19 protein-coding genes are annotated in these 20904 nt (G+C 68.6%); 7 read left to right on the top strand and 12 right to left on the bottom strand.

What is annotated here, in order from left to right:
• Nucleotides 1-52 precede the first annotated feature (52 nt).
• Genes AW270_RS20575 through AW270_RS38920 form a run of 3 tightly spaced genes read right to left on the bottom strand, consistent with a single transcriptional unit; the run spans nt 53 to nt 1658 of the window.
• Complete coding sequence (locus AW270_RS20575; protein ID WP_157522309.1) at nt 53-1141, bottom strand: acyltransferase family protein; 1089 nt, start codon at nt 1139-1141, stop codon at nt 53-55.
• Nucleotides 1142-1158: 17 nt separating this feature from the next.
• Complete coding sequence (locus tag AW270_RS20570; protein WP_061296735.1) at nt 1159-1485, bottom strand: hypothetical protein; 327 nt, start codon at nt 1483-1485, stop codon at nt 1159-1161.
• Complete coding sequence (locus tag AW270_RS38920) at nt 1482-1658, bottom strand: hypothetical protein (protein ID WP_157522306.1); 177 nt, start codon at nt 1656-1658, stop codon at nt 1482-1484. The genes AW270_RS20570 and AW270_RS38920 overlap by 4 nt, the downstream gene beginning before the upstream one ends.
• Nucleotides 1659-1968: 310 nt before the next feature.
• Between AW270_RS38920 and AW270_RS20565 the strand changes: the two genes are divergently transcribed.
• The gene (locus tag AW270_RS20565) at nt 1969-2784 is read left to right on the top strand and encodes a hypothetical protein (RefSeq protein ID WP_061296734.1); all 816 of its coding nucleotides are present in this window, start codon (nt 1969-1971) and stop codon (nt 2782-2784) included.
• Here AW270_RS20565 and AW270_RS20560 read toward each other — a convergent pair.
• The 5 genes from AW270_RS20560 to AW270_RS20540 all read right to left on the bottom strand — a co-directional run bounded on the left by AW270_RS20560 (nt 2760) and on the right by AW270_RS20540 (nt 9357).
• A complete protein-coding gene (locus tag AW270_RS20560; protein WP_061296733.1) occupies nt 2760-3416 on the bottom strand; it encodes an NUDIX hydrolase in 657 nt (218 codons plus the stop codon). The genes AW270_RS20565 and AW270_RS20560 overlap by 25 nt on opposite strands.
• Before the next feature lie 26 nt (nt 3417-3442).
• Nucleotides 3443-5257 (bottom strand): DUF4434 domain-containing protein, encoded by a 1815-nt coding sequence (locus AW270_RS20555; RefSeq protein WP_061296732.1) that lies wholly within the window; start codon nt 5255-5257, stop codon nt 3443-3445.
• A gap of 34 nt (nt 5258-5291) precedes the next feature.
• Nucleotides 5292-6380, bottom strand: coding sequence for a glycosyltransferase (locus AW270_RS20550; protein WP_174549875.1), 1089 nt, complete (start codon nt 6378-6380; stop codon nt 5292-5294).
• A 13-nt stretch (nt 6381-6393) separates the two neighbouring features.
• Nucleotides 6394-7656, bottom strand: coding sequence for a nucleotide sugar dehydrogenase (locus tag AW270_RS20545; protein ID WP_061296731.1), 1263 nt, complete (start codon nt 7654-7656; stop codon nt 6394-6396).
• Between the two features lie 105 nt (nt 7657-7761).
• Nucleotides 7762-9357: a glycosyltransferase family 4 protein gene (locus tag AW270_RS20540; protein ID WP_082801698.1), complete on the bottom strand. Its 1596-nt coding sequence runs from the start codon at nt 9355-9357 to the stop codon at nt 7762-7764.
• Nucleotides 9358-9476: 119 nt separating this feature from the next.
• Here AW270_RS20540 and wecB point away from each other — a divergent pair, with 119 nt between their 5' ends.
• Complete coding sequence (gene wecB, locus AW270_RS20535) at nt 9477-10619, top strand: non-hydrolyzing UDP-N-acetylglucosamine 2-epimerase (protein WP_061296729.1); 1143 nt, start codon at nt 9477-9479, stop codon at nt 10617-10619.
• Nucleotides 10620-10695: 76 nt separating this feature from the next.
• Nucleotides 10696-12771: a glycosyltransferase family protein gene (locus tag AW270_RS20530; protein ID WP_061296728.1), complete on the top strand. Its 2076-nt coding sequence runs from the start codon at nt 10696-10698 to the stop codon at nt 12769-12771.
• 59 nt (nt 12772-12830) lie between these two features.
• Here the strand turns inward: AW270_RS20530 and AW270_RS20525 are convergent, their stop codons facing one another.
• From AW270_RS20525 to AW270_RS20510, 4 genes are all read right to left on the bottom strand, one after another.
• Complete coding sequence (locus AW270_RS20525; protein WP_061296727.1) at nt 12831-13901, bottom strand: acyltransferase family protein; 1071 nt, start codon at nt 13899-13901, stop codon at nt 12831-12833.
• A gap of 203 nt (nt 13902-14104) precedes the next feature.
• Nucleotides 14105-14545 carry a hypothetical protein gene (locus tag AW270_RS20520; protein ID WP_157522303.1) on the bottom strand — a complete coding sequence of 147 codons (441 nt, stop codon included), beginning with the start codon at nt 14543-14545 and terminating at the stop codon, nt 14105-14107.
• Nucleotides 14542-15864 (bottom strand): alpha/beta hydrolase, encoded by a 1323-nt coding sequence (locus tag AW270_RS20515; protein WP_157522300.1) that lies wholly within the window; start codon nt 15862-15864, stop codon nt 14542-14544. Before AW270_RS20515 ends, AW270_RS20520 begins: the two co-directional genes overlap by 4 nt.
• A 325-nt stretch (nt 15865-16189) precedes the next feature.
• Nucleotides 16190-16987, bottom strand: a complete 798-nt coding sequence (locus AW270_RS20510) for an SDR family NAD(P)-dependent oxidoreductase (protein WP_061296818.1) — start codon at nt 16985-16987, stop codon at nt 16190-16192.
• Between the two features lie 153 nt (nt 16988-17140).
• On the opposite strand from AW270_RS20510, the gene AW270_RS20505 reads away from it, so the two are divergent.
• The 4 genes from AW270_RS20505 to AW270_RS20490 are packed head-to-tail and all read left to right on the top strand — an operon-like array spanning nt 17141 to nt 20901.
• Entirely contained in the window at nt 17141-19576 is a 2436-nt protein-coding gene (locus AW270_RS20505; protein ID WP_169807343.1) for a sensor histidine kinase, read from the top strand.
• On the top strand, nt 19573-19980 hold the full coding sequence (locus AW270_RS20500) for a roadblock/LC7 domain-containing protein (RefSeq protein WP_061296723.1): 408 nt from the start codon (nt 19573-19575) through the stop codon (nt 19978-19980). The genes AW270_RS20505 and AW270_RS20500 overlap by 4 nt, the downstream gene beginning before the upstream one ends.
• Nucleotides 19977-20345: a DUF742 domain-containing protein gene (locus AW270_RS20495; protein WP_061296722.1), complete on the top strand. Its 369-nt coding sequence runs from the start codon at nt 19977-19979 to the stop codon at nt 20343-20345. Before AW270_RS20500 ends, AW270_RS20495 begins: the two co-directional genes overlap by 4 nt.
• Nucleotides 20326-20901 (top strand): GTP-binding protein, encoded by a 576-nt coding sequence (locus AW270_RS20490; RefSeq protein ID WP_061296721.1) that lies wholly within the window; start codon nt 20326-20328, stop codon nt 20899-20901. Before AW270_RS20495 ends, AW270_RS20490 begins: the two co-directional genes overlap by 20 nt.
• Nucleotides 20902-20904: the final 3 nt, after the last annotated feature.

The raw sequence follows: 20904 nt of genomic DNA, 5'->3' as shown, positions 1-20904 counted from the left end.
GGCCGGAGGCCGGCTGCGGCTCACGCCCCGGAATCTGCCTGAAGACAGGTAGCTAGTCGGCGATCTTCAGCGAGCGCGACAGCGCCGCCTTCAAGCGTGGCTGGGCGGGCACCTCGACGAACCGGTAGACCGCCCACGCCACGAGCAGCACGGCCCCGATGACGACCGGCAGCGTGAAGCGGTGGCCGAGGATCGGGTTGAGCCACTGGATCAGCAGGAACCCGACGTGGTGGTGGAACAGGTAGAGCGGGTAGGTCAGCGCGCCCAGCAGCGTCAGCCCGCGCCAGTCGACGCCGTCGAGCCGTCCGACGGCGACCAGGATCATCACCAGGAACATCAGCGAGATCACGCCGACGACGAGCGCGGTGCCGAGCGGCTCGCCGAACCGCTTGATCGCCGAGGGCCCCTCGCCGAGGAGCTGCACCATGCCGAAGGCGTAGGCGATGCCGACGAACAGCCACGGCAGCAGTGAGCTGCCGAAGCGGTAGATCAGGTAGAGGGCCATGCCCGCGATGAAGTAGGGCGCGCCGAACTGCGCCAGCGCGACCTTCAGCAGGGAGATGTCGAGCCGCTCGGCCAGCGCGAGCAGCACGATCCACCCGCCCATGAAGCCGAGCACTCGCCGGTACGTGATCCCGACCACCGCGAAGCACGCGATCATCACGTAGAAGATGAGCTCGTGCCAGAGCGTCCAGTAGACGATCTCCAGGTCGCGGACGCGCAGGCCGTGCTGGAACATCGTCAGGTTGGCGAGCAGTTCGCTCAGGGTCGGGCGGTGGTCGGTGATGAAGCCCATCAGGGCCAGCCCGCCCAGGATGACGACGCTGGCCCAATAGGCCGGATATAAGCGTGCGATCCGGGAGCCCACGAACTCGCCGGGGGTCCGCCCCCAGGCGCTCATCAGGATCACGAAGCCGCTGATCATGAAGAACAGCCGCACCCCGTAGGCGCCGAACATCGTCACGCCGCTCAGGGCCGGGAACGCGTTGGGCGTCCCCCAGGCGCGGGTCTCCCCGAAGTGGAACAGCACCACGGCCATCGCCGCGCAGAACCGCAGCAGGTCGAGCACCCGTAAGCGGGGCTGCGCGAAGGGGGGTTCGACGGCGCCCGCCACCATGGGGCGGGGCTCCGATATCAGCACAGGGGGAATAGTAGCTGTCAAACCCCACGAGAAACCCCGATATCTTCCGCCCCAGCCGACCGGCCGTACAGCGCCGGATCGAGCACCTCCAGGTCGGTGATGCGCTCACCCGTGGGGTCGAGGCTGAGCCCGATGACCTCGGCCCCGTCGAGCAGCAGCGGCATCGACCGCGGACTCGCCGACCCGGGCGGCGCGGTCAGCAGGTTCCGGCACGTCGCCGAACACGCGCAGACCCCGTAGTAGGGCAGGTCCGGCACGGTCGCGGCGAGCGGGTTCCACCCGAGCAGCCAGACCACGTTCGCGACGAGCCGCGGATGCACCTCCCGCAGGCGCAGCCGGCTCACTGGAGGTACTCCAGCACCAGCAGGCAGAGGGTGGCCACCCCCAGATAGGCCCCGCCGGAGGTCATGAGGGCCATGGACGCGGTCTTGCCCGACCGGAGACTGACGATGTACCAGACCAGCGCGACCACTGCGGAAAACAGCGCCGCGATGACCAGAGACACGATGGGCGTCATTTCCTGACTTTCATTCTGATAGCGCCATAATCGGTTGCCTCAGAGATATCAGCGGCCCCGCCCGAAATCTCGAAGATCATTTTAGCTGCACGACTTTCCGCAGGTCTGGACGCCTATGGACGACTCTGGATGAAACTGGACGACAAGGTGAAACCTCATGGTTGAGACCTTTGGGAATTATGGGACGCAGCCCCACCGAAGCCATTAATGTCACCTCCATCACCGGCCGCGCCGGTGATCTTTCGGTGGCCGGTGATTGGCCGAACGCGCTACTCGCGCTGTTTGACTCCTTCGGAAACGGAACTCACGCATGGGCGATAAACGCCGCGGACGGGTCGACTGCGACGCCCTCTTGGCCAAGCTCGACGACCTCTGGCGCGAGGCGGGGCGACCCTTCTACCCCGAGATGGTGAGACTGGCGAAGTCCATGATCGACGAGGGCGGACCCGAGGAGTGGCGTTCGCTCTCCACCTCGACGCTGTCCAACGTCATGAACGGCAAGTTCACCCGGCTCCCCGCCTGGCCGCTCATCCGCACCATCGTCACGGTCCTCTACAAACACGGCACCCTGCACGGCCGCATGGACGCCTCACCTCAGAAGATCAGCACACTCACCAGGGAGTTCGCCGAGGTGTGGGACGCCATCGAGACCCGGTACGCCCCCGCCGGACCGGCGGCGTCGCCCTACGTGCCGGGCGACATCCTGGAACCGGAGGTACGCCTGGCGCAGCCGGCGCCGACCGCCTTCCGCATGCCCAGGGCATGGGGCCGCATCGGCGCGGCCATCCTGCGCCGGGCCGGCCAGGGCGACGCCACCGCCGCCTACCGGGCCGCCGTGCTGCTGGCCTGCGAAGCCGCGCGGGAGGAGGTGACCCCCGCCTACCGCCGGCAGTTGCTCGGCGAGGCGGACGGGTGGAAGAAGGAGGCCACCGGCAGCGTCGCCGAGGCGATGACGCTCCAGTTAGAGGGCCCTGGGCTGCTCCGGGCGGCCAGCGACCTCGCCTTCCGGCGCGGACTCAGGCCCCAGACCAGCATGATCTTCATCCAGGCGTTCCTGCACGTGGAACACGCGCTCCAGCGGAAGAACGCCGACGGTGAACCTCAGACCCGCAGCATCGGCGGGTGAAGCGCCTCCGCCGGACCGCGCCGGTAGAGCATCGCCGGGCGGCCTCCGTCGCGGGTGGTCGTGCGGCCCGACGGGACCAGGAAGCCCTCGGTCTTGGTGACCTTGCGGTGGAAGTTGCGCGGGTCGAGCGGGCGGCCCCACACGATCTCGTACACCCTGCGCAGTTCGGCGACCGTGAACTCGGGCGGGCAGAAGGCCGCGCCCAGTGAGGTGTACTCCAGTTTCGACCGGGCCCGCTCCAGGCCGTCGATCATGATGCGGCGGTGGTCGAAGGCCATCTCGGTCAGCTCGCTCAGCGGCTGCCAGCTCATGTGGGCCTCGGTGGAGGCCGGCAGGTCGGGGGCCAGGCCCAGGTAGGCGACCGACACGACGCGCTGGCGCGGGTCGCGGTCGGGGTAGCCGTAGGTGCGCAACTGCTCCAGATGCACGGGCGCGCCCGCCATGCCGGCGCGTTCGGCGAGCACGCGGGCGGCGGCGGCCGGGAGGTCCTCGTCGAGATGGATGAAGCCGCCCGACAGGGCCCACAGATCCGCGTAAGGCGGCCGGTCCCGGCGCCACACGAGGGCGCAGAGAGCGTTCGACCTGACCGTCAGCACGACGAGATCCACGCTGACGGGGATGCGCGGGACCATGGCAGGCACGTTACACGCTGCCGCGATCACTCGTTGTGGTAGTAAACCGGCTCGGCGGCCTTGCGGCCGTCGGCGGCGGTCACCTCGACCCTGACCCAGGTGCCCGCCGGCACGCTCGCCCAGTCGACCGGAATCCACACCTTCCCCACAGCGGGTGGTAAGTCGGCCATCGGCTCGCCGTCGAACAGGCCCACCGACTGCGAGTCGACCACGCGCGGAGTCTCCAGGCCGGTCCAGCTCAGCGTGACCTTCACGTCCCGCAGGTGGTAGCCGCGGATCTGGAGGCCCTCCTGGATGTCCCGCTTCTCGCGGACGGCCTGGATGGCGATCGGGCGCTCCCAGTCGACCGCGAGATCCTCCGCCAGCGACGGGGTCCCGCAGGTGAAGAAGTCACTCCACATGTACGAGATGATCTTCGACACGTACGGCCCGACCAGCGTGACCGCCGTGTCGAGACGGGGCTTGTCGGTCCGGCCCCGGGTCCCCTGCGTGCCGCACTTCTCGCTCGCCGACGGCTCGAACGCCTCGACGTTGGCCCACAGCTGCACGTCGATGCCCTCTTCGTCGCGCAGCTGCTGGCGCGACTCGAACATGGCCCGGTAGTAGTCGCGGGTCGCGCCGTAGTAGGCGGTGCTGTACGTGCTCTCCCCCACCACCGGCTTCAGCCGTTCGTCGACGGGCTGGTTCTTCCAGTTGGGCCAGAACAGCCCGACCTTGCCGGTGCCACGCGAGTCCTGCGGCGCGATGATGCCGACACCCGTGCGGGCCAGCGCCTTGAAGCCCTCGCCGACCTGCTTGGGGGTGGAGGTGTACTCGACCCGTTTGCGGGCGTCGAGATAGGGGCTGACCAGGATCGGCTTGCCGGGGAGGGTCTGTTCGACGATGCGGTGCTGTTCGGCGTACACCTGGAGCGTGGGAACGTTCTCAGGGTCGGCCCAGTCTCTGATCTGGAGCTCGAACGGCTGGTAGACGCCGCCGAGCGACTCGCGGCCCGCGAAGCGGCTGCCGTAGTCCTGGAGAATGCGGCGGGTCAGCGTGGTGAGGGTGCCGATGTGGCGCGGGTTGGCGCGGGTGACGCCGGTCGGGTCGCGCGGGGCCAGCGGCAGCGAGGGGAAGACCTTGATGCCGAACCGGTCGCCGAGGTCGAGCAGCTCGGTGAGGCTGTCGGTCGCACCGGCCGACACCAGGATCAGGTGGTAGCCCTTGCCCGTCGTGGTGAAGTCGCAGGTCGCGTCGTCGGAGCCGTCTTCGTCGGCGATCAGGCGGAAGAACACCCGCTCGCCGATCACGATCTTCTTCTCCATCTGCGGGCAGCGGAACACGCCGTCGCCGTACGACTCGTCGGTGCGGAACACGAACGACCACGACACGCGGTTGCCGGGGTTGGCCGCCTTCAGGTCGCGCTCGGCCGCCTGGTAGCAGGTCAGGCCGTCTTCGACGCAGTAGCCGTAGCGTTCGTCGGGCTTGGGGGTCTCGTCGCCGGTGGGCGATTCGAGGATCCGGCCCTCGGCGTCGACCGAGCGGGGCTGGAGGCCGAAGCCGATGCGGACCACCGTGTCACCGCCGACCATGTGGATCTCCTCCAGCTGACGGCGCCAGTTGCAGCGGTCGGCCGACGGCATGATCCAGTAGCCGGTGATCGAGTAGGGCGTGCGCATGTTCGTGTCGAACGTGCCACACGGGTCGGTGAAAGCGGCTTCCGACGGGGTCGGGCTCGGGGTGGACGGTGAGGTGCTGCCGATGCGCGCGGCGTGGGGGGGCTCCGGCTCCTGGAGGGCGATCACGACGGTGGCCACGCCCCCGAGGATCGCGATCCCAAGGAGCAGAGCAAGCCAGCGCAAACCGTCACCTCATCCGGATCGACGTACGGGCAGACTACGGCTTGACGCCGGTCCAGGCTTCGAGCTGGGTGACGAACCGGCGGGCGGAGTTGGGCCAGTGGTGGTTGCCCCGGGCGGCGGCGTAACCCCGGGCGCCGGCGTTGCGGCGCTCCTCGGTGTTGTCACGCAGGGCCAGCACGGCCTTCGCGACGGCCTCGGGGTCGCTCCACGGGACCACGACGCCGCTGCGGTAACGCTCGATGAGCTCGACCGCGCGGGGGGACGGGGTGGTGATGACCGGAATGCCGTGGGCCATGTACTCCACGATCTTCGTGGGCATGGAGTGGCGGTAGTTGGGCTCGTCGTGCAGCAGCGACAGTCCGGCCAGCGCGCCGTCGAGCCGCTTGAGCGCCTCGTCGTTGGGCATGAAGTCGCGCCATTCGAGCGCGCCCTCTTCCACGGCCGCCGCCAGCATCCGGCGCGACTGCGGGTCGGCGTAGCCGATGAGCTCGACGACCACCCGGTGGGGCCGCAGCAGGCGGCCGACCTCGATGGCCTCGCGCACGCCCCGGGCCTCCGACAGCCAGCCCAGGTAGACCACCCGGTCGTCGCCGGGCGGCGAGACGGTGTCGGGCACCCAGGTCTCGTTCGGCACGACCAGGTGCGCCTCCCGGAACCGGCCCGCGTAGGCGGTCTCGGCCAGCAGGAGGTGGAAGTTGCGTTCGGCCCAGCTCTCCAGCATGCGGGCCATGAACCGGGTCGGCGGCCGCAGGAACGACGGCAGCCACGGCTTCAGCGACAGGGTCGCGGGGGTGTCCTCGTGGACGTCCCAGACGACCGTCGGCCGATGGCGCACCCCGGCGACCGCGAACAGCAGCTCGGGGTCGTGGATGAGCACCATGTCGACCTTGCCGCGCATGCTCTTGAACACCTTGCGCGCGGCCCGCACGGCGGTGAACCGCCGCCGCTCGGCCGCCCGGGGCAGGTCGACCCCGTTCACCCACGAGCGGGGCACCACCCCGCGCGCCGAGTAGGGCGCGGCATACGTGACCTCATGACCTGCATCGACGAGCGCGCGGATCTGCCGGTGCAGGATCCGGGCGTCCTCGGGGTGATGCACCACCGTCATGACGAGCACGTGCACGCGCCTGGCCCCCTTACAGCCGCTCGACGCGTTCGCCGGTCGCCAGCACGCCCCGGGTGTCCAGCACCAGGCGGGCCTGCCGTTCGACCAGCTCCAGGTCGAACATCGAGTGCTGCTGGAGCAGCACCGTGACGTCTGCCTCCCGGATGGCCGTCTCGAGGTCTTCCTCGCGCGGCACCGGAGTACCTTCGACCGACCACTCCTTGACGTAGGGGTCGGCGTAGCTGACGACCGCGCCGAGCTCCATGAGCGCCTCGGCGACCGGTATCGCGGGCGTCTCCCGCTCGTCGGCGATGTCGGGTTTGTACGTCACCCCGAGCAGCAGCACCTTCGAGCCGTTGACGGCCTTCTTGTCGCGGTTGAGCAGCCGCTGCACGCGGGTCACCACGTAGGACGGCATCCGCTCGTTGATCTCCTGCGCCAGCTCCACGAACCGGAACGGGAAGCCCAGCTTGCGCACGGCGTACGAGAGATACGACGGGTCGACGGGGATGCAGTGACCACCCACACCGGGACCCGGCAGGAACTTCTGGAACCCGAACGGCTTGGTCGCGGCGGCCTCGATCGACTCCCAGAGGTTCACGCCCAGCTCGTCGCAGAAGATCGCCATCTCGTTGACGAGCGCGATGTTCACGTGGCGGTAGGTGTTCTCCAGCAGCTTGGCCATCTCGGCCTCGCGCGTCCCGGAGACGGGGACGACCCGCTCGACGAAGCGCGCGTAGAACTCGGTCGCCCGGTCGCGGCAGGCGGTGGTGTAGCCGCCGACGACCTTCGGGGTGTTGCGCAGCCCGAACTTGGGGTTGCCCGGGTCGATGCGCTCCGGCGAGAACGCCAGGTGGAAGTCGGCGCCCGCGAGGAGCCCCGACTTCTCCAGGATCGGCCGGGCCACCTCGTCGGTGGTGCCGGGCCACGTCGTCGACTCGAGCACCACGAGGGTGCCCTCGGTCAGGTTCTCGGCGACGGCGCGGGTGGCGCCCTCGACGGCCGACAGGTCGGGGCGGTGGTCCTCGTCGAGCGGCGTGGGAACGCAGATGACGATGGTCGAGGAACGGGCCAGCACCGTGGGGTCGAGCGTCGCGGTGAAGCCGTTGGAGATCATGCTGTCGAGGTCGGCGTCGGTGAGGTCGTCGATGTAGGAACGACCTTCGTTGAGCGCGTCCACCTTGCGCGCGTCAACGTCGAGCCCGACGACCTTCAGACCTGCCGCCACGGCCTCCTTGGCCAGCGGCATGCCGACGTAGCCCAGCCCGATGACCGTGAGATCGATCTCGCTCACGACGTGGCCTGGAGGTGGAGAGAACACTTCATGGTCGCAAAGGCTATCTCAAGTCGGCACCAATGATGCCTGATGCTGCACATCCGGCGTCCCTGGTGAATATCTCTAGCGGGCGAGGGATTCGTAAATTTCGCGATATGTGTTGGCAAGGCTGCTCCACGTTCGCTTCGCGGCAACCTCCTCCTTGCCCGCGGCGCCCATCTTGCGCCGCCGCTCGGGGTCGTCGCGGAGCTCCGCCACGGCCCTGGCCAGGGCTTCCGGGTTCCCGGCCGGGACGAGGATCCCCGGGTCGCCCGCGCCGATGAGCTCCGCGAGGGCCGGCAGGTCGCTCAGGATGACCGGCTTGCCCAGCGCCATCGCCTCGACCGGCTTCAGCGGCGTCACCAGACGGCATACGCGCAGGTCCTCGCGGGGGCAGATGAAGATGTCGATGGCCGCCTGCGCCTGGAGAGCCTCGTCGGGCCCGACGCGCCCCGGCACGATCGCGATGTCACCTATACCGAGTTTGTTCACCTGCGCGAGCAGGTTCTCGCGCTCGGTCCCGTCGCCCACGAGCAGGACCTTCACGGGGGTCCCGGCGCTCTTGAGCAACGCGGCCGCCGACAGCATCGTCGCGAAGCCCTCGTAGGCCACGATCGACGACACCGAGCCGATGACGATCTCGTGGTCCTCGATGCCGTACTGGCGGCGCAGCGACGCGCCGTCGTACTCGGCGGTCAGCAGCGACGCGTCGACGGCGTTGGGCGCCAGGAAGATGCGCTCACGCGGCACGCCGCGCTCGACGATCTCGCCGACCATCGTCTCGGCCAGCGTCACCACGGCGTCGGCCGAGTTCATGATGGTGGCCTCGCGCTCCCGCATCAGGCGGTGGCGCTCGGTGCCCACGCGGGCCGGGTCGCGGCTGGCCCAGGTCTCCTCCAGGAAGCCGCGGACCTCGTACACGAACGGGGTGCCGGTCCTCTCCCGCACGGCCATCGCGACCGACCCGTTGCGGTGGTCGGTGGCGGCGTGCAGGACCTGCGGGCGCAGCTGGCGGACCAGCTCGGTGATGTCCTCGGCGCCGCGGGTGATGCGGCCCCGGGTCTCCATCGGGATGTCCGGGCCGCTCGGCAGCAGCCGGCGGTAGGGGATGCCGTCGATCTCCTCGAACGGCTCGACGTCGGGGAAGCCCTGGAGCGCGGGCCAGCCCCAGCTCGTCACCACGTGGGGGTCGAGCCCGGCGGCCTTCTGCGCCGTCACGATGCGGTGGGTCCGCACGGTGTAACCGGCCTGCGTGAACGGCAGCGCGTTGGTCACGATGTGCAGCGCCCGGCCCGGCACCCGCTCACCCATGATCACCTTGGGCTTCGGCGGGATCGGGTTGGGCAGCAGCGCGCCGCGCTCACCCTCGTACAGGGACAGCCGCTTCTTGATGAAGACCCAGCGCTCATGGGGCTTGAGCATGTCGATCGCCTGGGTCATGTGACCCGCGTCGAACACGGCCCGGGAGTCGTTGAGGGGCGCCCTGGCCATCCGCCGCCACATCTTGCGGATCGTGACCTTGGCGACCCGCGCGACCGGCCACGCCACCTTGCCCACGAGCGGGCGAAGCGGCTTCGGCACGGTCTCCGCGGCGGCGTGCGCCACCCGGAGGGGGTCCTGCACGACCTTCCCCACGAAGATCCGGGACGTCGTCACCGGGTTCTTGACGAACCCCTTCATGAACCTTCGGGCACTGGCCTTCGCGGCCTTTGCCGGAATGGGCTTGTTGGCCTCAGCTACCACGGCGTGACCGTACCATAGGCAACGTTTGCCCCCATCATGGATGAAAGGCAAGGTCAGTGAGGGATTCGCGTCTCCAGGACACCCTCGTCCTGCACGTCCTGGGCGCCCGGCCCAACTTCCCGAAGGCCGCTCCCGTGGTCAACGGACTGGCCGACCTGGGCATCCGTCAGGGCATCGTCCACACCGGGCAGCACTACGACGCCCTGATGTCCGACGTGTTCTTCGCCGACCTCGGGCTCCCCGAACCCATCGCGAACCTCGGTGTCGGCAGCGGCTCCCACGCGAAGCAGACCGCGGCCCTCCTCGTCGGTCTCGAAGAGGTCGTCGAGCGGGAGAAGCCCTCGCTCGTGGTCGTGTACGGCGACGTCAACTCCACCCTCGCCGCGATCCTGGTCTGCGCGAAGCTGGGGGTGCCCACCGCCCACGTCGAGGCGGGCCTGCGCTCGTTCGACCGGACGATGCCCGAAGAGGTCAACCGCATCGTGGTCGACAGCCTCTCCGAGCTGCTGTTCGCGACCTCGCCGGAGGCGCTGTCCTACCTGGCGAACGAGGGCGTGCCGTCGTCCAAGGTCCATCTGGTCGGCAACCCGATGATCGACAGTCTCTTCTCCGCGCTGCCGAAGCTCGACCCGGCGCCGGTGCAGGAGCGCCTGGGCGTCACGGGCGCGTACGCCGTCGCGACGCTGCACCGTCCGGCCAACGTCGACGACCCGGCCGCCGCGAAGGAGCTCGTCGACGCGGTGCTCGGGGTCGCCGAGCAGGTGCCGGTGATCGTGCCGCTGCACCCGCGTGGCCGCACCCGGCTGGCGGAGGCCGGTCTGGTCGACGGGCCGAATCTGCGGATCATCGACCCGCTGGGTTACGTCGACTTCCTGTCGCTGGTCCGGGGCGCGGCGCTGGTCGTGACCGACTCGGGCGGCGTCCAGGAGGAGACCACGATGCTGGAGGTGCCGTGCCTGACCGTGCGGCTGAACACCGAGCGCCCGATCACGGTGACCCACGGGACCAACCGCCTGGTGACCCCCGCCTCGCTCCCCGCCGCGGCCGGCGTCGCGCTGGCGAACGGCGCGACGACGCCGTCGGGTGACCTGCCGATGCTGTGGGACGGCAAGGCCGGTCCGCGCATCGCCCGGGTGATCGCGGCCTGGCTCCAGGGTGAGAACCTCTCGCCGGCCGCCCGGAGCACTGTCGGGGACTAAGTCCGACAAACACACCAAACGACCACGGCCTGCGCCGTACGATATCGACCCTTGAGACGACGAGCAGGGACGAGGCATGTCTGAGACCGACGCGACCCCCGACGAGCCGAGATTCCAGCGCCTCGGCCCGGTCAACTGGCTGCCCGAGGACCGCCGCACCGTCGAGTTCTACGAGGAGACGATCCGCGAGCTGGAGACCCGCCTCGCCTACCAGGAGGCGCGGGCCGAGTACGCGCTCTGGAAGGCGAAGGCCACCCAGACCGGGCGTCAGTACCGGGTGGGCGAGGCCATCACCAAGGCCGGCACCAACCCGAAGAAGATCGTCAAGCTGCCGAGCGACCTGCGCCGGGCGTGGCGGGGCAACAAGGCTCCCAAGGCTCCGCCGTCGGCCTTCGACGTGCAGGCCGAGGCCGAGAAGCGCGGCCCGACGGTCAAGATCCCGAACCTGAAGTGGCCCGACCCGGAGGGCATCCAGAACCGCCCCGACCTCAAGGTCGCGGTGATCCTGGACGACTTCTCCCGCCTGGCGTTCAAGTACGAGTGGGACCAGATCGAGTTCGGTCTCCAGGACTGGCGCGAGATCTTCGCCGAGAAGCGCCCCGACGTGCTGTTCTGCGAGTCGGCCTGGCACGGCAACCAGGGCCGCTGGCGCTACCAGATGACCGGCACCAACGCGCCCAAGCAGGAGCTGCGCGACCTCATCGCGTGGTGCAGGGCGGAGGGCATCCCGACGGTCTTCTGGAACAAGGAGGACCCGCCGAACTTCGACTTCTTCATCGACACGGCGAAGCTGTTCGACCAGGTGTACACCTGCGACGGCGACATGATCCCGAAGTACAGGGAGATCCTGGGCCACGACCGGGTCGGCGTGCTCCAGTTCGCCGCGCAGCCGCGCATCCACAACCCGATCATGACCCGCTGGGGCCGCAAGTACGACGTCGTCTTCGGCGGCATGTACTTCCGTGACAAGCACCCCGAGCGCCGGGAGCAGATGGAGACCGTCATCGCCCCGACGCGGGAGCTCGGTCTGCACATCTTCGCCCGCAACGCCTCGGTGGCCGACAAGTACGCCTGGCCCGAGGAGTACCGCCCCCACATCGTCGGCGAACTGCCCTATGAGCAGATGCTGGCGGCGTACAAGATGTACAAGGTTTTCCTGAACGTGAACTCGGTGATCGACTCACCGACGATGTGCGCGCGCCGCGTCTTCGAGCTGTCGGCCTGCGGCACGACGGTCCTGTCGGGCTGGTCGCGGGCCATCGAAGAGACGTTCGGGCCGCTCATCCCGATCGCCCACTCGCAGGAGGAGGCGTACAACCGGGCGCTGTACTACATCAACAGCCCCGAGCTGCGCGCCCGGCAGGGCATGCTGGCCCTGCGCGAGGTCTTCGACAAGCACCTGTTCTCCCACCGCGTCGACCAGATCCTCGGTGACCTGGGCCACCCGGTGGCCGAGCGCTCCCGCAGCGTCTCGGTCGTATTGCCCACCAACCGCGCCGGCCAGCTCGAACACGCGATCGCGCAGGTGGCGCGGCAGAAGCACCGCAACCTCGAACTGATCCTCGTGCTCCACGGCCTGTCGGAGGACGCCGACGTGGTCCGGGACAAGGCCCTGGCGGCCGGCATCCCCGCCGTGAAGGTCCTGCACGCCCCGCCCCACTTCACTTTGGGCGAGGTCCTCAACCACGGCATCCTCCAGGCCGAGGGCGAGCTCATCTCCAAGATGGACGACGACAACCTCTACGGCCCCAACTACCTGTGGGACCTGGTGCGCGTCTTCGACTACGCCGACGCCGAGCTGACCGGGAAGGGCGCGCACTACACCTACTTCCCCGACACGAACACGACCGTCTACCGCCTGCCCGGCCTGGAGAACCGCTACACGCACCTCGTGCAGGGCGCGACCATCCTGGCCAAGGCCGACCTGCTCCGCACCTACGCCTTCGAGGCCGTCAACGCGGGCGAGGACACCAGGCTGGTCCGCCGGCTCAAGGAGGACGGCGTGCGCATCTACTCCGCCGACCGCTTCAACTTCGTCTACATGCGCGGCTCGGACGCCTCCCAGCACACCTGGCAGGCCGCCGACTACAAGCTGACCCGCAACGCGGTCTTCTCCTTCGTCGGCCACCCCGACGAACACGTGATGATCTGAATTCCCCGTACGACCGGACGGCGCCCCCTCCTCGCAGAGGGAGGCGCCGTTTTCCGTGGTCAAGGATTGACGGATCGCGGGTTCTCGGCCGCCGGCTGGTCCGGCGTGGTGGCGTTGGGACGGGCGCCGTCGGTCTTGAAGGCCCACTTCAGGTTCGGCTCGACCGCCCATCGGAAGAGGGTCCGGAACGGCGGCGTGCACAGCACGGCGGTCAGCACGACGCCGAACAGGATGACCGCGGCCACCCCGACCGGGTTGTTCAGCTGGTCGTGGAACCGGTCGAGGACCTTCACGACGAAGCCGTGGAGCAGGTAGGCGTAGATGGTCAGTCCGCCGAGCGCGGTGAACCACGTCCGCCTGGACGTGATGACCGACAGGAACGACGCCACCAGCACCGCCCCGATGACCAGCATCAACAGCCGGATGCCCGCCCCGGTCAGGTTGTCGACCCCGATCCGCGTGTACGCGTGGCGCCACCGGATCCATTCGGTCGACACGTCGTAGTGGACCAGGAACGTGATCCCGATCCCCGCGAGCAGGACGACCGCCCCGGTGATCCGCACCCACCTCTTCTTCAGCATCTGGAAGTGCTGCGGGGTGAGCACCAGGCCCAGCACGTAGAAGGGCAGCAGCCCGAGGGTCCGGTTCATCGACAGTTCGTCCGGCAGCGCCGAGGCCCCGCTGATGAGCGAGATCCCCACCGCCACCGCCAGCGGCCACTTCACCTGGAACCAGACCGGCGTCGACAGCCGCCAGATGAACAGCGACAGCAGGAACCACGTCAGGAAATAGGGGTCGAGCAGGGTGAGCTGGAACTTGCCGTAGAGGATGAGCCTCGGCAGCGAGTAGGCGATCTCGAAGATGACGTAGGGCACCAGCAGCGTCGAGACGAGTTTCTGCGCCCGTAACCGGGTGAAGTTACGCGACAGATAGCCGCTGATCGTGATGAACAGCGGCATGTGAAAGGTGTAGACGAAAAGGTAGAGCGCGTGCGCGTACGGTACGTCGCGCAGATCCTCCACCAGATGCCCGCACACGACCAGGACGATCGCCCAGAACTTGGCGTTGTCGAGGAAAGGGTCGCGCTGCGAGACAACCGGGGGGCTGGAAGAAGTCACTGCCGCTGCCACCCCGGGACGCTATCGGGGACGAGAGGAAACAGACCAGAGAGCTGCGAAAAAACTCTGGGAGAACACTTGCTGGGAGATGTTTGAGAACCACTGTGAGCGAGAATCACTGGGTGTTCAACCACACGGGCGAATTGTCACTGTTCGGGGACGTCGCGGGACGGGCTCACTCCTTGATCAGGGGCGCCGTTCTGTGCGCGCCTGGTTCACACATCCCGCCATGCGGGGGGCACCTCCCCGTCGAGACAGGCCGTGTTCCCGGCGATCCAGACGGTCCCGCGCTCGGGGAAGCCGTGGACTGACATCTCGATCAGCCGACCACGGACGATCACTTCGGGTCGAGTGGCGTGCTGGGTGCGATCCATCTGAACGAGCAGCCCTTCACGACGCCAGAGCTCAGCAACGGCGACGACGGTGGCGCGCGGATCCCGGGCGGGGGCGGTGAAACCGAGCTGGAAAGCTTGTCCCTCCCCGAGTTCGCACCACCACTTTCCGGGCGTGCGCACAGGTTTCTCCGTGAGTGAGCTCACCTGAAGTGCCCGCTCAAGGGCAGCATCTAGATCGTTGAGTGCGGCGGAAATCGGCGGCCGAGGCTCGGACGCACATCCGACGACCAACAGCAGAAGTACGACGACGATGCGCTTCACAGAGCGGCCTTCGCTTCCTCGTAAGTCTCGTAGTCGTCGCCGACGATCACTCTGGCCAGGTTCAGTCCGGCGATTCGACCGGCATCGCTGCCCCCGAAGTAATCGGAGTGGGCATCCGCGTCGATTTCGTAAAAGGGGTGGGATTCCGACCCCGACGACAGGCGCTCGACGCCGGGCATGAAGACGGGATCCTCGCCGTGGCCCGCGATCGTGTCGGGCACCGGTATGAAAAAACCGATGGCGTCTTCAGCCGGCGGGACGAGCTTGATGTAGTCACCCTGGTGCCGCATCGCGAACAACTTCGTCTCCGGAGCGTGGAGTTCGCTCGTAGAGGTGACACCCCAACCCGGGCTCGCGACAGCGATCAGATTGTCGGGATGGAGACCGGCCTTCACCGCGTGGCCGGTGACAGTGCTTCCGTAGGAGTGACCGATGAGAGTGGTCCGCACCTCGGGCGAGAGCCGGAGACCATCGAAGAAGTCACGCAGTTCTGGGGCACTGCGGTCGGCCCGCAGATCGAACATCGCCGCTCCCACGCTCTGCGGCAGCGGGGAGCCCATCCACAGGATGGTGGCGGTGTCCGCAGAGATTCCCGTGGCGGCCCCATGAAGGGTCGAGAGGGTGCCCTCGGATCCCCTGAGGTAGTTCAGCAGGCTGTTCTCGGTGCCCGGCACGAAGATGGAGACGTTCTTCGCCGTGGCGAGATCACCTTTGACTTCGGCGATCTTCCCGAGGCCTCTCGGATCGAAGAGCAGGAGTTGCCGGTCCGGGTTGAGGAGTCTGGTGTACCTGTCGGCCGCCGCCTTGTCCCCCACTCGGATGGCCTCGGCGTGGGCTTGGCGTACAAGCTGGCGGTTGGCCGCGTAGCGGAGCTCGAACGGGACGCCCGCCCTGGCGCCGACCTGCGACGCGCGGGCCAGCGCCACCGCGAGCGCCTGCCCCGGAGTGAGGGCGGCGAAGTACGCCGCCACGTCACCGTCTTCCCCCAAGGCGTCGAAGGCGGCCAGTTGCTCGTCGAAGCCACCGGCCGCCGCGGTCATCAGCGCCTCGCGGGCGGTGTTGTCCCCAGCGGGGTCCCAGCCGATGAGGTCGGCCTGAGCGGCGACGGCCGCGCGCTTGCGGATCTCGGCGGCCGAGGAGTGGCACCACTCGACCATGTTCCGCAGGTGGGCCTCGTAGTGGGCCAGTTCGGGAGTGGCGGTAATCGGCAGGCCGACAGTCACCGAGCCACCCTGCAGCCGGGTGATCTCCTGGGCCGCCTCTTCCAGACGGGAGGCCAGCAACCACATCGATGCGGCATCCGCGAGACAGAGAGTCACCAGCAGATAGTAAACGAACAGTCACACAAGGTTATGCATTCATCGCAACCGGCATGGACGGTCGCCTGCGACCTCCGCTGGTCGCCCGTCTGGTCGGCCACCACGGTGACGCCCTCGCGTCGCCACGACGCCGGCACCTCGGCCACCGTGTTGGCCGACTCCTCGGAAGTCCCGTCAATGTCAACCGGCGAGCATCCGAGTCACACGGATGCGGTCTGAGTTTCCGCGCCGCATTGGCCCCCCAAGCAGGCCGCGTCCTGCGGCCAAGGGCGGCACCGCCATCCGCCAACCCAGCCCGAAGGGAATCACCCGTCTCGCAGGCCTGCTACCCGTCCAGCCCCACCGCCTCGGCGCTCGCCGTCCACAACCGTTCCGCCAGGTCCGGGTCGGTCATCTGGGCGGGCACCTTGTCCGGGCGGTTGTCGCGGAAGAAGGTTCCCGCCAGGCGCTCACCGTCCTCCGACGTCGCCAGGTACGCCAAGCGCGACGCCGCCTTCTCCACGGGCTCGTGCAGGCCGGGCAGGGTGATGAGTTTCATGAACACGGTCCCCCCGGCGAATGTCGTCTTGATGACGCCCGGGTGGAAACACGTCGCTTTGGCTCCGCGGGTGGCGAGTCCCACCGTCATTAAAGCGTTCGCTTGTTTGGTGTCGCCGTACTGGAGCCAGCCATTCCAGCGGCGGCGTTCCCGGGACAGGTCGTCGGGTTCGAGCTTGCCCGCCTTGGCCGCACGCGAGGAGGTCGTCACGACGCGCCCGACGCGATCTAGAAGAATATTCGTCAGCAGGAACGGTGAGAGGTGGTTGACCTGGATCATGAGTTCGTGACCGTCCGCAGTCACTCTGCGGTCGGGGACCATGACGCCCGCGTTGTTGGCCAGGACGTCGATGTGGTCGTGGTTGTCGCGGAGCCGGGCCGCCAGGTCGCGCACTTCGGCGAAGCGGGTGAAGTCGGCCGTCTCCACGCTGACATCACTATCGGTAGCAGAGCGGACACGGGAGGCAGTTGACTCTAAGCGGTCACGATCCCTCCCAACCAACACAAGTTGGTATCCCTTTCGGGCCAGATCAAGGGCCGCAGCAGCACCAATGCCCGAACCGGCCCCGGTGATCACGCTAATCATCAATTCCTCCACTGCGCTCGATCTGTATCGGTGCTAGTCTCCTGTGCGATCTTCCGGAGGTGCATTTCCCCCCAAATGCGGCGCGAGCCTCCACGCACTGCAGGAGTGGCCATGGGTTCAAGAAACCGGTCGATTCGGTTCAAGATCTTTCTCTTGTTGCTCTTACCTCTCCTGACGTTGAGCGCGTTATGGGGCTTCGTCCTCAACCTCACTGTCGGTGACGGCGTGGCCTTGCTGCGCACGGGGCAGTTGTACGACTCCGTCGGCGTCAGCTCCACCGACCTCGGGCTGCGGCTCCAGGCGGAGCGCGCGATGGTGGCCCGGCTCCTGAGCGAGAACCGGACGTCCTCCCCCGAGTTGAACGCGCTGCAGGCGCAGACGACGTCGACGGTGACCGCCTTCGTGAAGGTCGCCACGGCCGAGGAGAACCGGGCGATCATGTCCGAGAACCTCCAGCGGTCGATGGGGGGCCTGCTCGACGCCCTCGACGGGCTGTCGAACATCCGCGACTCGATCTCAGTCGGCAAGTACAACGTTCTGCAAGCGATTGTGGCGTACAACACGATCTTGGATGAGCTGTTCGATCTCTACGAGCAGATGGTCCAGATCCCCGACGTCACGATGTTCCAGCAGGCCAGCGCCCTGGTCACGATGGGCACGGCCCACGAGATGCTGGCCCGTGAAGACGCCCTGGTGAAGAGCTCGCTGGCGCAGAACCAGATGTCGGCCGAGGCGCACAAGGCGTTCGCCGAGTTCGTCGCCCTGCGCAAGTTCTACTACGCGAAGAACCTGCCGACGCTGCCGCCCGACGTGCGCGGCCCGTACGAGCGGGTGCTCAACTCCGACCTGTACAAGCGGTTCACTGAGATCGAAGACGTGATCCTGTCGCAGCAGCGGCTGGGTGGCGCGCTGCCGCCCGACGTGATGCGCTGGCAGCCCACGACCGACAGCCTGGTCGGCGAGCTCGACCGCGCCCGCGTGCCCGCCACCGAGGCGCTGAACGCCCACTCGGCCGAGCTGGCCACCGGGATCCTCGGGCGGATCGCCATCGCGGGTGGCGTCGGTCTGATCGCCGTCGTGGCCACGATCATCTTCTCGCTGCGCTTCGGCCGCCGCCTCGTCGCCGACCTGGCCGGCCTGCGCAACGCCGCGCTCGAACTCGCCGACGAGCGGCTGCCCTACGTCGTCGACCGCCTCAAGAAGGGCGAGGACGTCGACGTCGAGCACGAGGCGCCGCCCATCGACGCCGGCGGTTCGGCCGAGGTCGAGGACGTCGGTTCGGCGTTCAGCTCCGTCCAGCGGACCGCCATCGAGGCCGCGGTCGGCCAGGCGGCCCTGCGGCGCGGCGTCGGCCACGTGTTCCTCAACCTGGCCCGCCGCAACCAGAGCCTGCTGCACCGCCAGCTCACGCTGCTCGACGCCATGCAGCGCCGGTCGAAGGACCCGGAGTCGCTGGAGGACCTGTTCCGCCTCGACCACCTCACGACCCGCATGCGCCGCCACGCCGAGGGCCTCATCATCCTCTCGGGCGCGGCGCCCGGCCGGTCGTGGCGCAAGCCCGTTCCGGTCGTGGACGTCATGCGCGCCGCCGTCGCCGAGGTCGAGGACTTCACCCGGGTGTCGGTGCTGCCGATGCCGGGCGCCTCGCTGGTCGGCGCGGCCGTGGCCGACGTCGTCCACCTGCTCGCGGAGCTGATCGAGAACGCGACCATCTTCTCGCCGCCGCAGACCAGGGTGCAGGTGCGGGCCGAGCTCGTCGCCAACGGCCTGGTGATGGAGGTCGAGGACCGAGGTCTCGGGCTGACCCCCGAGGAGTACGCCGAGATCAACGCCAAGCTCGCCGCACCGCCCGAGTTCGACCTGGCCGACTCCGACCGCCTCGGGCTGTTCGTGGTCGGTCAGCTCGCCGCCCGCTACGGCATCGGCGTGGTGCTCCGCTCCTCCCCGTACGGCGGCACGACCGCCATCCTGCTCATCCCGCGCAGCATCGTGGCCGACGGGACGCCCGGCGGCGGCCTGCCCTCGCGCAACGGCTCGCAGCCCGTGCTGGCCGCGGCCGAGGTGGACGACGGCGAGGCGAGCCACGAGCCCCGGCACAAGAAGCAGGAGACCGTCGTCGCGGTCGACGAGGCGCCCCCGGTCGAGGAGGAGGAGCCGTCCCCCTACTTCACCCCCGCCGAGCGGCGCGTGGAACCGGTTCCGGCCGTCGAGCTGGTGCCGCCGGTGGAGCCCGAGGAGAAGCCGGTGCGCTCCGCGCGCGGCCTGCCCACCCGGACCCGTACGATCGCCTCAGCCGGCGCCTCCGCCAGTGCCACCACCGGTGGCGCCTCCCGGCCGACTCTGCCGAACAACATGCCGACCTCGGTCGCCAGCGGCACCCACAACGGTCTGCCCCGCCGGGTTCGGCAGGCCAACATGGCGCCGCAGCTCAGCGAGGCCCCGCTGACCGCTCCCGTCGCCGAGCCGACGGAGGAACGGTCGCCGGAGCAGGCGCGGGCGATGTTCTCCGCGTTCCAACAGGGCGCGCGCAGGGGCCGTGAGGATGCAGACTACGCAGATAACGCGAACGGCGAGAAGGGTGAGGAATGACCGGGAAAGTCACGGCGTCCGGCGAACTGAACTGGTTGCTCGACGACCTCATCAGCCGGGTGGGGGCCGTCCGTCAGGCGGTGATCCTCTCCACCGACGGTCTGGTCGTGGGGGCTTCCCAGGGACTCTCCCGTGAGGACTCCGAGCACCTGTCCGCGGTGGCGGCCGGGTTCCAGAGCCTGGCCAGGGGTGCCGGACGCCACTTCGGTGGCGGGGAGGTCCGCCAGACCATCGTCGAGATGGAGGCCGCGTTCCTGTTCGTGACGGCCGCCGGGCAGGGCACCTGCCTGGCCGTGCTGGCCGCCTCGGACGCCGACGTCGGCCACATCGCGTACGAGATGGCGATGCTGGTGAAGAGAGTGGGTCAACACATCTCCACCAACCCCCGGCGGACCACACCGTGACCCGCAAGGAGTGGCTGGACGACGACGCCGGGCCCGTCGTCCGTCCCTTCGCGCTCATCGGTGGCAGGGCCCGTTCCTCCGGCGACGACCTCGACCTGATCGCGCTGATCACCACGACAGGTGCCAGCCCGCGCGACCGGGCCGACATCTCGCCGGAACAGCACCACATCCTGGAGCTGGCGGCCGACACCGCCTCGGTCGCCGACATCGCCTCCGACCTGAACCTCGCCCTCGGGGTGGTCCGGGTGCTCCTCGGTGATCTGCAAGACCAGGGGCTGGTGCGGGTGCGCCCACCGGCTCAGGTTGCGCCGCTGCCCAGCGCGCGCATTCTCAAGGAAGTGATCAATGGCCTTCGCGCCCTCTGACGAGCCGGTCGCTCTCAAGATCCTCGTCGCCGGCGGCTTCGGCGTCGGCAAGACCACGCTGGTCGGGGCGATCAGCGAGATCCGCCCGCTGCGGACCGAAGAAGTGCTGTCCGACCGCGGTGTGGGCGTGGACGACCTCGACGGCGTCGAGACAAAGACGACCACCACCGTCGCCATGGACTTCGGCCGGATCACGATCCGCGAAGGGCTCGTCGTCTACCTGTTCGGCACGCCCGGACAGGAACGTTTCTGGTTCATGTGGGACGAGCTGTCCTACGGCGCGCTCGGCGCGGTCGTGCTGGCCGACACCCGCAGGCTGACCGACTGCTTCCCGTCGATCGACTACTTCGAGCAGCGGGGCACTCCGTTCATCGTCGCGGTCAACTGCTTCGACGGCGCCGAGCGCTACGAGCCCGACGACGTCCGCATCGCGCTCGACCTCGACCCGGAGATCCCGGTCATGCTCTGCGACGTCCGGCGCCGGGCCTCGGCCAAGGTCGTCCTGGTCACGCTCGTCGAGCACGCCCTGAAGACCCTCACCGCGACCCAGCGCTGAACC

Origin of the sequence: Herbidospora cretacea (assembly GCF_001570605.1) — a bacterium.
GTDB classification, from domain to species: domain Bacteria; phylum Actinomycetota; class Actinomycetes; order Streptosporangiales; family Streptosporangiaceae; genus Herbidospora; species Herbidospora cretacea.
Note: the sequence above shows the minus strand (reverse complement) of the source record. Positions and strands in the feature narration are given on the sequence as shown.

Excerpts from the sequence above, each read along its gene's own strand:
- AW270_RS38920 (WP_157522306.1), bottom strand. The coding sequence starts at position 1,658 with ATGACGCCCATCGTGTCTCTGGTCATCGCGGCGCTGTTTTCCGCAGTG.
- AW270_RS20565 (WP_061296734.1), top strand. The coding sequence starts at position 1,969 with ATGGGCGATAAACGCCGCGGACGGGTCGACTGCGACGCCCTCTTGGCC.
- AW270_RS20560 (WP_061296733.1), bottom strand. The coding sequence starts at position 3,416 with ATGGTCCCGCGCATCCCCGTCAGCGTGGATCTCGTCGTGCTGACGGTC.
- AW270_RS20540 (WP_082801698.1), bottom strand. The coding sequence starts at position 9,357 with ATGAAGGGGTTCGTCAAGAACCCGGTGACGACGTCCCGGATCTTCGTG.
- AW270_RS20530 (WP_061296728.1), top strand. The coding sequence starts at position 10,696 with ATGTCTGAGACCGACGCGACCCCCGACGAGCCGAGATTCCAGCGCCTC.
- AW270_RS20510 (WP_061296818.1), bottom strand. The coding sequence starts at position 16,987 with ATGATTAGCGTGATCACCGGGGCCGGTTCGGGCATTGGTGCTGCTGCG.
- AW270_RS20500 (WP_061296723.1), top strand. The coding sequence starts at position 19,573 with ATGACCGGGAAAGTCACGGCGTCCGGCGAACTGAACTGGTTGCTCGAC.
- AW270_RS20490 (WP_061296721.1), top strand. The coding sequence starts at position 20,326 with ATGGCCTTCGCGCCCTCTGACGAGCCGGTCGCTCTCAAGATCCTCGTC.